Below are 14,284 nucleotides of genomic sequence, written 5' to 3'. Positions count from 1 at the left end.
TACCGATTTTACTATAGCTTTCATTTAATACGGACTCAAATTATGTCAATTATTTCTACGAGGCTAAGTTCTATAAAACCGTCGCCGACCCTTGCAGTCGTAAAAAAAACTCTTGAACTTAAAAAAGCGGGAGTTGATATTATCACACTCGGTGCTGGTGAGCCTGATTTTGATACGCCTGACAATATTAAGGAAGCGGCGATTAAAGCGATTAAAGACGGCTTTACTAAATATACTAACGTTGAGGGTATGCCTCTTTTAAAGCAAACAATAAAAGATAAATTCAAACGTGAAAATAATATAGATTATGAACTTGATGAAATAATAGTAAGCACCGGCGGTAAGCAAGTTATATATAATTTGTTTATGGCATCTTTAGACCAAGGGGATGAGGTAATTATTCCAGCACCCTATTGGGTTTCATATCCTGATATGGTTGCACTTAGCACAGGAACACCTGTTTTTGTAAATTGCAGAATTGAAAATAACTTTAAATTAAGTGCAGAAGCTTTAGAACGTTCAATTACGGATAAAACTAAGTGGCTTATTATTAACTCACCTAGTAATCCAACAGGTGCAAGCTATAATTTTGAAGAACTAGAAAATATTGCTAAAGTTTTAAGAAAATATTCACATGTAAACGTAATGTCCGATGATATTTACGAGCATATTACTTTTGATGATTTTAAATTTTATACATTAGCCCAAATAGCACCTGATTTAAAAAAGAGAATATTTACCGTAAACGGAGTATCTAAAGCTTATTCTATGACGGGTTGGCGTATAGGCTACGGTGCAGGCTCTAAAGCTTTGATTAAAGCAATGACTATTATTCAGTCGCAAAGTACTTCAAACCCTTGTTCAATAAGTCAAATGGCTGCCATTGAAGCATTAAACGGTCCTCAAGATTATATAAAGCCTAATGCTTTAAATTTTCAAAAAAAGCGTGATCTTGCTTTATCAATTTTGAAAAGAGTAAAATATTTTGAATGCTATAAGCCGGAAGGAGCGTTTTACTTATTTGTTAAATGCGATAAAATATTTGGGCATAAAACTAAATCAGGAACAATTATTGCAAATAGTAATGATTTTGCCAAATATTTACTTGAAGAAGCAAAAGTTGCCGTAGTACCTGGTATCGCTTTCGGCTTAGAGGGATATTTTAGAATCTCTTATGCTACTTCTATGGAAGAGCTAGAAAAAGCTTGTATTAGAATTGAGAGAGCAATCGATGTCATTCCTGCTTAAGGCTTTGCATGGATACCAAATCGTCATTGCGAGCAGCCATAGGCTGCGTGACAATCTCGTCAAATATCCTGAGACTGCTTCGTCACTTACTTAGTAATTTCCTCGCAATGACGGAAAAGTTAAAAAGCCACCTAAACCAACAAAAAAATAATGCGGAAAGTTTTTAAAAAATTTTTAAAAAATAATAAATACGTACTTAGTATAATTACTATTTTACTATATTGGTATTTGCGTTTTGTTTACTTTACTTCAAAGCAGAAATTTATATTTTACGATAACGGCAATAAGGAAAAATTCCTAAACGAACAAGGGGTAATCTTTGCATTTTGGCATAATATGCTTGCCTTAAGTCCGGCTATGTTTATAGGACATAGAAATCTCTATGCTTTAATATCACCGCATTTAGACGGAAAAATTTTAAACGATCTAGTAGGAAAATTCGGTTGCAGAGTGATAGTAGGTTCTACTAATAAAAATCCAATTGGAGCTTTACGTAATATTATAGGTAAGTTATCTCAAGGTGCAAATATAATAGTCACGCCGGACGGTCCTAAAGGACCGGTATATAAAGTAAATAGCGGTATTACCGAAATTGCCTATAGATATAACACAAAACTTATTACTATAGTCAGCTCCACTTCTAGATGTTTCAGATTAAAAAGTTGGGATAAATTAATAATACCCCTACCGTTTGGTACCATTAAAATCATAGTTGGCTTGCCTTTAGAACTCACAAATGATAAAATACAAAACCATATAAGCCTTGAAAAACAATTAGCAAGCTTAACAGAGAGTTTAAAGCAATGATGTTATTATATTATGCTTTAAGCTTTATATTATTACCTGTTTATTTTATCATAATTCTTATACGTTTATTAATAGGTAAAGAAGATATAAGACGTATCCAAGAGCGTTTTGCTATTGGCAAACACAGACAAGACGATTTATTAGACTTCGTGCAAACGTCCGCTAATAAAGAGGAATTTAAAGGAGACACTTCACTGCGAACCACAGCGTATACACTAATACGTGAGGATGAAGGGTTAGGACCGACGTATAAATTACCTTTAGAAGCAAGTTATACACGAAGGCTGATATGGATTCATGCAGCAAGCGTTGGCGAGTCTATGGTAGCTTTAACATTAATACATAATATAAGTAAACGCTACCCTGACGTTCGTTTTCTAGTCACTTCTTGGACTAACAGCTCCGCTAAAATATTAACTGCCAAATTACCTAAAATAGCAGTTCACCAATTTTTACCGATAGATAATATTATTTTTACTCGAAAATTTTTAAGAAATTGGCAACCTGATTTAGGCATTTTTATAGAATCGGAATTATGGCCGTGTACTATTAATGAGGGAGCAAAGCAGTGTAAATTACTACTAGTTAATGCTCGTATTTCCGATCAATCGTTTAAAGCTTGGCTAAAAAGAAAAAGCTTTTTTCAGCTTATTCTCAAAAATTGCAGTAAAATTATCGTGCAAAGCGAGCGTGACTTACAAAAATTTAATGAACTTGGCGTATCAGATGCAGTGAATTTAGGCAATATTAAATTTGCCAACGAAAAACTTCCGGTCAATCAAGAAGAGTTATCAAAATTAAGCTTACATTTAGACAATAGGCGAGTCGTGCTATTTGCCAGCACTCACCCCGAAGATGAAGAGGTGATTTTGCCTATAATCAAAAACTTAAAAGAGCAGTTTTTAGACTGCTATATTATCTTAATTCCAAGACATCCTGAGCGAGTTAAATCAATTATCGATAATTGTAAGTCACATAATTTATCCGCTACCGCTAAGTCGCAAAATGATTTACCTGTTTTAAGCGATGATCTTTATATAGTTGATAGGTTCGGCGAAATGGGACTATTTTTTTCTGTATCTACAATTTCTTTTATCGGCGGTTCTTTTAAACAAGGCGGGCATAATATTTTAGAAGCAGCATATTTCTCTAATTGTATTATATTCGGTCCCGATATGAGCAAAAACACCGATATCGCTAAAGGCGTACTGCAAAATGAAGCAGCTATCCAAATCAAAAACGGTGAAGATTTACTAATTAAACTAACATATCTACTCAGGTCTAATAATGCTCTAGAACTTACAGCTTACCGCGAAAATGCTTTAAAATTTGTTAAGGACAACCAAAAAGTCCTAGATGAATATTTAAAAGTAATTACGAAGTTTCTTTGATAGAATTTAACTAAAAACTCTTATTCTCCTAAAAGCTCTATAGTAAATTCAGGATCTACGTGACTGATTTCTATACTTCCGTTATTTTCTAGTATTTTCTTATTCAAATACCTATAATACCACTACTTATAGGCAAAGAACATAATTCACCTTTATAAACGGTTAAGGCCGGATACCATTGGTTATGAAAAATTATAGGTGGGTTTGGCAACGATAACTTATTTAATTTTCCGTCTCTATCGTAATGTATCTTGAAAAAAGCAGGATCTGCTTTAGACATGTTTGCCCCATCAGAATATTTTTAAATTAGCGAAATATCAAAAGTTTCTCCTGTATCTTCTGTAGTATCAGGGACAATCATGCTTCTAAATTCTTTAATCTTAACTATACACTTGTTATTTAATCTTAATGTTAAGGAAGCTTCAATTGTCTCTTCCAACACAATACCGCACTTATAACCGTTTTCGGTTTTAAATTCTTTTTGAACAACTTTACGCTTAGTAGGTTCAGAAAATATAAATTTTTCCTTACCGTTACTGTTAAAATCACTTCCTGGACCGACGACTTCTATTGTACCGGTTGTCACTTTATAAGCGCTTGAAAGGGTTTTAGCTCCAATCTTTGTACTATCTACCAGTTTTTTTCCGTATATTTTAGCCTTTTCTCTTTTAGAGGTAGGAGTATTAGGGGGAGTTTGCTCTAAAGGATCTACAGGATTAGTTGTCATCGACTGAGTGGGAGTACTCGTATTACCTCGAGACGAAGGATGCTTTGTTATATAAGTTATTTTACTTTCGGCATCAGTACCGAGTACTGCTATTTGTCCACTTCCTATCTTATAGGCGTTTTCTATAATTTTACTTCCTGTGACGGTAACTTTTACTGCCCCTTCTACTGCTTTATAACATGCATAACCAGCACATACTATAATAACTCCAAGCAATTCGGCATCATTATCACTATAATTAGCTTGTCTCCTACGATGCTCTTTGACAGCATAAATTTGTGCAGCATATTCCTCTTTTGTCCTTGACATAAAACGCCCTTCATTTAAACTAATAATAACAATTAATGTAAGATTTTCTATGATTAAGTCAATATAAATCTTTTATTATAAAGTAAAAAACCAAAAATTATTTATTAATAGATAGTTGATTGTAGTTAGAGAGATATTATAAATACGAGTTTAGAAAGCACTTATCCTAAATTCGCCTTTGTTTGCTTTGAAAAGGTGTGAGTGAGTATTCACGAGTTTTTTACTGTCACCTAGTTCAATTGACCACGGGAAGGTATTATTGCGTGGATAAAAAAACGCATTCGGTGTCATACCGTGGTTTGACCACGGTATTCATAAAAATAACTAGTACTAGTTGTTTTTATATTTTTACTGGATCCCGCGATCAAGTCGCGGGATGACAGGATAGAATTGTGTCTGCACAACAACACATGCTTGCAATGACGATTTGGTATCCACGCGGGAATGACATTGAAGCTATGAAATAAGCCCATTAACCTTGCGTAATGGCAGCTACTTCATCGGCAAAGTTTTTTTCTTCGTGTTCTATACCTTCACCAAGTTCGTATCTAATAAATTTGGCGATTTTAATTTCTGCACCGAGTTCTTTTTCAGCATTTTTAATTACTTCCGCAACGGTAAGTTTAGGTTCAAATAAGAAATTTTGCTGAAGCAATACAACTTCCGAGAAGAATTTACGTATTCTACCTTCTACCATTTTTTCTATAATATTATCAGGCTTTCCTTCTTCTTTAGATTTTTCAAAAAATACTTTTCTCTCACGCTCTACGAGTGCTTGATCCAAGCTTGAATCATCTATACTTTGCGGGTTATTTCCTGCTACATGAACAGCAATTTGTTTAGCTAAAGCTTCTAGTTTTGCTTTATCTTTTGCGTTAGACGCAAGACCTACTAATACGGAAATTTTTCCTAAATTCGGTACAACTTCATTATGCACGTATGAACCGATTGCTCCTTCAGATATCTCTAATATATCCATACGACGTAATGTTAAATTTTCACCGATTGTAGCGATATTTTCTATAATTTCTTCTTCAACTGATTTACCGCTTTGCATTTTAAATGTTTTTAGCGTGTCTATAGTTTTTGCAATTACTGCAAGATTTGCAATATCCTTCACTAGATCCTGAAACTGCTCATTTCTAGCAACAAAATCCGTTTCGGAATTTACTTCAATTACCACTCCGGTAAGCCCATCAACTTTTGCAGCCGTTAAACCTTCAGAAGCAATGCGTCCGGCTTTCTTTGCAGCAGCAGCTAAACCTTTCTTACGAAGAAAATCAATAGCTTCTTCAAAATTACCGCTGGTTTCTATTAATGCTTTTTTGCAGTCCATCATACCTGCACCAGTTTTTTCTCTTAATTCTTTAACCGCTGCAGCACTTATATTTATTTCACTCATACCTTACTTTCTCCTTAATTATTATATTTGGCTTGGGTTGTAGCTCGAAGAACGACCGCGGTGTCACCCCGTGGCTTGCTCCTGGGATCCATAAAAACAATTTAAAATACTAATATTAGTATTTTAAGCTGGATCCCGCGATCAAGTCGCGGGATGACAATGGAAAAGCCGATCCATGCAACAACACTTATGCATTATAAGAATTTTTATTTTCATCGGCATCATTTAATGCTTGCTCAAATTCTGTATTTGTCTCTTCATCAATATTTTTCGTTTTAGAGAATTTTCTAGCTTGTTTTAATTTAGAAACATTTTTAGAAGTTAACGCCTTATCTGTATGCTCTTGCATAGCACCCATATCAACTCCTGAAGCTTTCATTGATTCTTCAAGTCCTTGTAATGCCGCATCTGCAAATAAACTACAATAAAGTCTTATTGATCTTATAGAATCATCATTACCCGGAATCGGATAATCTACATTATCAGGATTAGAATTAGTATCAACTACTGCAACTATAGGAACATTAAGCTTTACCGCTTCATTAATTGCGATATGCTCTTTATTAGTGTCAATAACTACTAGAAGATCAGGTTTAGAATTAAGATTTCTAATACCGGCAAGAGATAGAAGTAATTTATCTTTCTTACGGCTCATATCGAGTATCTCTTTTTTAGTATAACCCATAAGTGCTTCTTCGTTTTCTAAGGTTTTGTCTAACTTATTTAGCTTTTCTATTGAACCCGCAATAGTTTTCCAGTTAGTTAGCATACCACCAAGCCATCTATGATTTACATAATACTGCCCGCATTTTTCGGCATATTCCGCTATAATATCGCTTGCCTGTATTTTAGTACTTACAAATAATATTTTACCGTCTTTTTTTACGGTTTCATATATTGCATTCAAAGCAACACTCATTAAAGCGACACTTTGTCTTAAATCGATTATATGAACATCATCACGTTCACCATATATATAAGATGCCATTTTAGGATTCCAACGTGAGGTCTTGTGACCGAAATGCACGCCCGCATCTAATAATGCTTTAATGTTAACAGATGGTATTTTTGACATTTTTAAATTCTCCTAATTGTTAGTTTATACCTCCGTAAGATGTCCATTCTAATGAACTAACATATATCTTACGTGTGAATTTTTTACTTAAGTTTTGGATAATCGTCATTGCGAGCAGCCGTAGGCTGCGTGGCAATCTCATCAAATATCCTGTGAGATTGCTTCGTCAATTATTACATAATTTCCTCGCAATGACGACTTACAAGCCTATAATTATATACGCATATTGCGTAATTTACAAGCTTTTATTCTTTTCGCCAAATAGTAGTACCATCAGGTTGATCTTCTAGAATTATTTTTTCCTCTAATAACTGGTTACGAATTTGATCGGCTAATAACCAATTTTTTTGTTTTTTTGCTTCCAAACGCTTATTTACAAGCTCATTTATATAGAGTTTATCCACACCGCTATTAAACCACTCGTGTGGAGTCTTATTCAGTAAACCAATAAAATTAGCACAAGTAATAATAGCAGAGGCGTTAAGCTGCCTTTCTTCTTCAGTTTTAGAAATAAAAACAGCTTTAGCGTAGTCATTAATGATTTTAACGGCAAGCGGCGTATTTATATCATCAAGTAAGCTTTGCATGAAATCATGAGGTAAATCTATTTTCTGCACATTAATATTTTCTATAGCTCTATACCAATAATCTAAAGTTTTCTTAGCATCTTCTATAGCTTTATCATTATAATCAAGAGGACGCCTATAGTGACTACTTAATAAAAATAACCTTACTACTTCTCCTTGAATTTGTTTATTCATTAAATCCCTTACGGTAATAAAATTACCAAGAGATTTACTCATTTTCTCACCGTTAACCGTTAGAAACCCATTATGTACCCAATATTTAGCATAGGTAGAACTTGGAAAAGCACATCTACTTTGAGCAATCTCATTGGTATGATGCGGAAAGATTAAATCTGCTCCGCCACCGTGAATATCAAAATTCTCACCTAAATATTTGTAGCTCATGGCTGAACATTCAATATGCCATCCAGGGCGACCAAGTCCCCAGGGGCTTTCAAAATTCATATTTGCCGATTCATTTTGCTTTGCCGGTTTCCATAATACAAAATCTTGTGGATTTTTTTTGGTTTTACTATTTTCTACATGCACTCCCTCAAACATTTCTTCTAAATTGCGGTTAGATAATTCCGTATAATTTGGTGCTGATAAAACATCAAAATAAACATGATTATCAGCAATATATGCGTGATCTTTTGCTATTAAGCGTTCTATTATTGCGATCATTACATCAATATGCTTTGTAGCTTTCGGCTCAATACTAGGTAGCATACAACCTAAATATGCCATATTTTTATGAAACTCTTTCGTAACTTTATCAGTCAACTCATCAATAGTAACACCAAGTAGTGTAGCTCTATCGATAATTTTATCGTCAACATCCGTAATGTTACGTACATATTTTACTGCCTTCTCACCGAATATTTTTATAACTATACGATAAAGTAAATCATATACTACTCCCGACCTACTATTGCCTATATGAGGATTATCATAAACAGTCGGTCCACATACATACATTTTTACGTTAGCTTGATCTTGAGGATTAAAAACCTCCTTAGTACGGCTAAGAGTGTTATATAAGTGAAATTGAATTTGCATATTTTATTTACCAAAAACTAAAGTATATTTCTTTCAAAAGTATTATTACATACTCCTTTTGAAAAAAGTTTAAAATTCGGAGTATACATTAGCATGTGATATATTAAACACATTTTGGCTAGAAAATTCATTGGTTAACAAAAATTAGTAATTAATAGTTTACATAGGTTAACAAATATTATATAATTCGCCTCGTTTGTATTTAAAAAATAATAACTAATCGAGGTTTGAATGAATTTACAAAATTCCCACTCAAAAAAATATGTTTTAACTTTTTTCATGTCAACATGTTTGTTGACTAGTAGCTTTTTAAGTACAAGTGCTAGAGCGGCAAGCTTTAAAGATTTAGTTAGTAAAATCCCGGCATGGGAAAAGCACAATTCAACACAGCAACAAAATATTTGGAAAGATTTGACTCCAAATGAAAAAATCAAAAAATGGCAAGAAGCAGATTTAGTTCCTAGTTTTACTCAAGCACAAGATGATCTAGGAATAAAGTATAAGGAAACAGATTTATCAAGTTTTTTATATAATACTAGACATAAAGCAAGACAAGCAAGAGCTGAAATTTTATTATACATCGAAAGAGTAAAACAACAGGATTTTGATACAAAAAAACAAGAATATATTAATCAAGGTGTAGTTCCTACAGATATAGAAGCAGCAACAAATCTTGGAATAAGTTATGACCCTAACAAAATAGACAATAATGTAGAACACAATCAAAAGGTACGTCGTGCAGAAAAAGACAAAAAAGCAATAATCGAACTATATATCAGCTCAATAAACAGAGCTATTAAATACAAACATTATGTTGATAATGATATTATCCCTGAAATGCAAGAAGTAAGGACTGCTCTTAACATGAATAAAGATGATGCAGAATCTTTTGTTGCTTCAATAAGAACTGAAATTATGGAAAACGCAAAGGGACAATATATAGCAGATAGCCATATTCCTACAGAAAAAGAGTTAAAAAAGAGGTTTGGTATATTTCGTGATGATAATAGAGACGGCTATATTAAGTCAATAAGACTTAAAGTTATGGACAAAGAAAAGCCACAATATATAGCAGATAGCCATATTCCTACAGAAAAAGAGCTAGAGCAGCAATTTGGTGCTGATAAAGGTGAGGCAACAAACTATATCGCATCAATAGCAACTCAGATGATGCTTGGTAAAAAATCGTACTATATAGATAATAATATTATCCCTAACGCTGACGAATTAATGAATGAATTTAAGATAGGGATAGTAAAAGCAAATTCTTATATAGACCAAATAAGAGCCGGAATAGCAGCAAACCAGTTGCTAAACAACAATGATACTACTAACCCATCTGCCGGACGTTCTCAAAAAAAGAGCGGAAGCCAAAACGACCATAAGTATAGGCCAAATCAAGATATAAATAATACAGGAACATCTTCAGGGATTTTCACTGGTAGAAAAAAGAAACAACAATATTTTTTTGATCCTATAAGTACTTTTAAAAAGTACTTTAATACTAAAGCAAGTAAGGGTAATTTAACGCAGTCTCAACACAATCTAAATAGAATAATACAACAAGAAGAAAATATTGAAGACTTTAAAAATCTTATCAAAACAGATCCTATAGCAGCATTAACTCTTCAAGTAGATAGTATTTATAAACAAGAAGCAGTAACGACTATCTTAAGTGATTTTAATGATGATACTATTCAAAGGGTATTATTTAGCAATGATAAGGGACAATTAGATTTCAATACCAATATTGACGTTAAAAATAGACCTATTTTAAAAGAATTATTAGAAAATAGTTCTTCTGAAGAAAAAACTAAATTTGCTGAAAGAATTCAAGACTATGCAACACGAAATATATCTAATAGTCAATTTGAAGAAAAGGCACGATTAGATCTTATCAAACTAGCAGCAAGTAAAGATAAGAGTTCAGTAGAAAACTTTTTAACTCTGCAATTAGAGTTAAAAAACAGAATGCAACCTTATATTGTAAAAAGTGTCTATATTTTAACACCAGAAATAGTAAAAGAAATAAATATAGAACTAAAAAATAAAGGGCTAATAAGAGATAGTTTAACTAAAGACGATATGATTAAACTAGCCAAAGAAGTAAATAACTACACATTAAATTCAGTAATTAAAGTAATATTATCTGATAGTACCATACTCAGCAATGAAACCAATAAAATTTTAGGGTTAGCAGTAGGTAATAATGCAAATAATTTAGAACAAACACAAAGCGGCATTCCGAATCCACCACCTCTACCGCTAAATGGAAGCATTCCGAATCCACCACCTCTACCGCTAAATGGAAGCATTCCGAATCCACCACCTCTACCGCTAAATGGAAGCATGCCACCCCTACCACCTCCCTTCAATTCTCAAGGCTTTAGTAGCAACTCTAACCATTTTGATTTAAATCAGTTACAAGCAGAATATCCTCACATACATTCATTATATATTCAGTTTACTAGCAATACTACTGTTCAATCAAAAGCACCACTTCAACCTACAGCCTCTAGTGCAACCAGCACAGACAGAAGCACGCCAGAGACAGCTTATGCCAAACTATATGCAGAATATAGAACTGAAACAGGAGGTACAAAAGCTAATGATTTACAAGATCAGCTTATAAAAAGACAAGCTGATCTTACAAATGTTATACGTCAAATATTAACAGAATCATACGCCAACCAAGGAGCTGACGAGAAAACTCTTGTAAATTTATTTAGCATTTCAACCCCTGAAATCGCAGAAAAAGCTAAAGAAGCTTTTAACACCCTTGTTCAAGACCAGTATATAAAAGATATAACCGTAAATGGTAAGAAAACAATAACAAGCGAAGAGATAATTAAAAATCTTTTCAATGAAGACACTGATGATGCAGTAAAACGTATTTTATTATCGTCATGTAAAATATCTGAAGAATTAAAGAGACCTATTAAACTTGAATTCAATAAATCAGAATTGCTTAGAGAGTTACAGAGCAAACAAAATCTGTTTGAACAATTAGCATTTGCCTATACTAATGAAAAACACTTCAATCAAGATGTATTTGGCACTAGAGTCGACGAGTTAATTACAAACCCTAATATATTAACTATAGTACAACAAGCTAATTTTTTAATAACAGAAGATACAAACTTAAGAAAAATAATTAATTCTGATCAAGCACAGGATAAACTTGATAAATTAAGAACAGCTATTTTAAACACAATAAAATTTGAAGAATTAATTACAGCAAATTTACCTCACAATGAGTTTATTGCTATAGTAAAGGAAAAAGACCCCGAATTATTAAAAGAGCTTTTAAAAGCTTCTACTATCAAACTAACAGGTAATAATAATTTAGATCAATTAAGATCAGCTTTGCCTTCATTTACAGACATGAGCAATGAACAAATAAGCATTCTTGCTAGTAAATTAAAGGGGCCTATAATATTAAAAGCTATTAAAGAGTGCTCGCAAGAAAAAGCTAAAAAACCCATCCATACCGGAAACATGCCACCACCACCACCGCCACTGCCTGATTCACAAGATTGGGAATTAGCTTATCTAAAAAGTTTAGGGATTACTCAATTCAATACAAATACATCTACTTTTAAAACAACTCCAAAAATTTATCACTTTAGCTCCGATATAGCTTTAAGATATAAAGAATTTACTTTATCAGGACAAAAATCAGCAGGACATAAAGCAAAATACTCCGATGCCGATTTATTAAAAAAAGCTATAGTGGAATCAGTAGCATTTGAGCATTCAAAAAATTTATCTAAAGCTCATCAAAATAATAAGTATTTTGAAAAAATCCAAGAAGCAGTCGACACTATGCACTCTAGCTTTATAGGTCCTAGAACTGAAATAGGACAAAAAATACATAATATTTATACTTCTAAACTTTTGGAATTAACAAAAGATAAAGAATTTATTAAATATGTTGAAGATACTATTATACTTAGCAAAAAATTAACGGAAGCGTTTACTTCCGCTCACTCTGATTTTATAGGTCCTAGAACTGAAATAGGGCAAGAAGTACATAATATTTATACACAGCAATTGACAAAATATCCAGAAGAAGCAGTAAAAGAGGCATTTAATACTGCTCACTCTGATTTTATAGGTCCTAGAACTGAAATAGGGCAAGAAGTACATAATATTTATACTTCTCAACTTTCAAAGTTAGCAAAAGATAAAGAATTGTTTCTATTTGTTCAACAAATACTAGTAGAGTCTACTGAACTAGAACAAAAATATGGTAGTGATATTCAATCAGAAAATAGTAACAATGAAAAGAAAATAGGACGTTTAAATTCGAAAAAATTACGATTATTCCCACAAGAAAACAAAGCTACAAATGACGAATCCTCAACAAAGGATGATACACAACCTGAAGATAGCAATAAAAAGTCAGAGCAATCTGATTCAAAGTCAGAGCAATCTGATTCAAAGTCAGAGCAATCTGATTCAACAACCGCTTTATCACCGAGATTATTGAGTTCTAACGATAGCAAAAATGATAAATCATCAGATGACAAAAAATCACTTCTAGCATTAAGATCTAGTGATGAAGACGATGAAGGGTATGCAACTGATGAAGGAGAATTAGAAGAAAGCAATAGCACCACTGACGAAGAATTAAAAAAAGATATAGTTTTAGAAAGCGAAGATGAAGCTATCGATGTGTCATTCAAAACTGAAGCAATTACAGAACAAGATGAGGCGACACAGAGACAACAGGTATCTGGCGATACTAGTGGGAAAGTAGCAATATTAGTTAAGGCGACTTCAACTCTTCACAAACCTGTTCACTATAATATAAGTGATAGATTAAAGGTTACTGCAATAGGGGCCGGTGATGAAGAAACTAGTATAAACAGAGGGGTATGGATTAGCGGCTTATACGGCATCAACAAACAAAGCACTTGGAAGAATATTCCAAAATATCAAAATCGTACAACCGGCATAACTATCGGGACTGATGCTGAATTCATCAATAGTCATGATGTTATAGGAATAGCTTATAGCCGTTTGGAATCCCAAATTAAATATAATAAAAAACTAGGGAAAACAGTAGTTAACGGTCATCTTTTAAGCATTTACGGTCTAAAAGAACTAATTAAAGGTTTCTCATTGCAGGCTATAACATCTTACGGTCATAATTATATTAAGAATAGATCTAAAAGTATTAATAATATAATTGGAAAATATCAAAACAATAATTTAAGTTTTCAAACTTTATTAAATTATCAATATCGTACAAAATACGATTTACATTTTATTCCTAATATCGGTTTTCAATATGATTATTCAAGAGCTAGCAACTATAAAGAGTATAATGTAGATATAGAAAATCTCATGATTCAAAAGAAATCAAATCAATTATTTGAAAGTAGCCTTGGCGGTAAAATAGTGTTTAAGCCTATAGTAACCAAAAACAATATAGTATTAACACCAAGTTTGTATGGTAATATTGAGTATCACTTCAATAATAAAAATACAAAAGTTAATGCAAAAGCGACTTTTAAAGGACAAACATTACAAGAAACAATTATTACACTAAAACAACCTAAGCTTGGATATAATATCGGTAGTAATATACTTATGAGTAGAAAAAATATCAATGTTCTACTTGAGTATAATTATTATACGCATAGAAAGTATCAAGGCCATCAAGGACTTATTAAACTAAAAGTCAATTTGTAA

9 protein-coding genes are annotated in these 14,284 nt (G+C 32.7%); 4 read left to right on the top strand and 5 right to left on the bottom strand.

From position 1 onward, the window contains the following. Positions 1–42 precede the first annotated feature (42 nt). The 3 genes from RJP_RS00675 (at position 43) to waaA (ending at position 3,446) form a co-directional block, all read left to right on the top strand. Positions 43–1,248, top strand: coding sequence for a pyridoxal phosphate-dependent aminotransferase (locus RJP_RS00675; protein WP_014120499.1), 1,206 nt, complete (start codon positions 43–45; stop codon positions 1,246–1,248). 150 nt (positions 1,249–1,398) lie between these two features. After that, positions 1,399–2,055, top strand: coding sequence for a lysophospholipid acyltransferase family protein (locus RJP_RS00670; protein ID WP_014013835.1), 657 nt, complete (start codon positions 1,399–1,401; stop codon positions 2,053–2,055). Beyond that, positions 2,052–3,446 (top strand): lipid IV(A) 3-deoxy-D-manno-octulosonic acid transferase, encoded by a 1,395-nt coding sequence (gene waaA, locus RJP_RS00665; protein ID WP_014120498.1) that lies wholly within the window; start codon positions 2,052–2,054, stop codon positions 3,444–3,446. The genes RJP_RS00670 and waaA overlap by 4 nt, the downstream gene beginning before the upstream one ends. A 103-nt stretch (positions 3,447–3,549) precedes the next feature. Here the strand turns inward: waaA and RJP_RS09295 are convergent, their stop codons facing one another. The 5 genes from RJP_RS09295 to cysS all read right to left on the bottom strand — a co-directional run bounded on the left by RJP_RS09295 (position 3,550) and on the right by cysS (position 8,584). Next, positions 3,550–3,726 (bottom strand): hypothetical protein, encoded by a 177-nt coding sequence (locus RJP_RS09295; RefSeq protein WP_158309285.1) that lies wholly within the window; start codon positions 3,724–3,726, stop codon positions 3,550–3,552. 21 nt (positions 3,727–3,747) lie between these two features. Then, positions 3,748–4,482 carry a hypothetical protein gene (locus tag RJP_RS10115; RefSeq protein ID WP_024704440.1) on the bottom strand — a complete coding sequence of 245 codons (735 nt, stop codon included), beginning with the start codon at positions 4,480–4,482 and terminating at the stop codon, positions 3,748–3,750. Between the two features lie 472 nt (positions 4,483–4,954). Next, positions 4,955–5,884, bottom strand: a complete 930-nt coding sequence (tsf, locus tag RJP_RS00655; protein ID WP_014013831.1) for a translation elongation factor Ts — start codon at positions 5,882–5,884, stop codon at positions 4,955–4,957. A 187-nt stretch (positions 5,885–6,071) separates the two neighbouring features. Then, positions 6,072–6,959, bottom strand: a complete 888-nt coding sequence (gene rpsB, locus RJP_RS00650; protein ID WP_014120497.1) for a 30S ribosomal protein S2 — start codon at positions 6,957–6,959, stop codon at positions 6,072–6,074. Between the two features lie 245 nt (positions 6,960–7,204). Continuing rightward, on the bottom strand, positions 7,205–8,584 hold the full coding sequence (gene cysS / locus RJP_RS00645) for a cysteine--tRNA ligase (RefSeq protein ID WP_014120496.1): 1,380 nt from the start codon (positions 8,582–8,584) through the stop codon (positions 7,205–7,207). 231 nt (positions 8,585–8,815) lie between these two features. On the opposite strand from cysS, the gene RJP_RS00640 reads away from it, so the two are divergent. Then, positions 8,816–14,284 (top strand): autotransporter outer membrane beta-barrel domain-containing protein, encoded by a 5,469-nt coding sequence (locus RJP_RS00640; RefSeq protein WP_014120495.1) that lies wholly within the window; start codon positions 8,816–8,818, stop codon positions 14,282–14,284.

This window comes from Rickettsia japonica YH, assembly GCF_000283595.1.
Classification (GTDB): Bacteria; Pseudomonadota; Alphaproteobacteria; order Rickettsiales; family Rickettsiaceae; genus Rickettsia; species Rickettsia rickettsii.
This window is presented reverse-complemented; position numbering and strand designations above follow the sequence as displayed.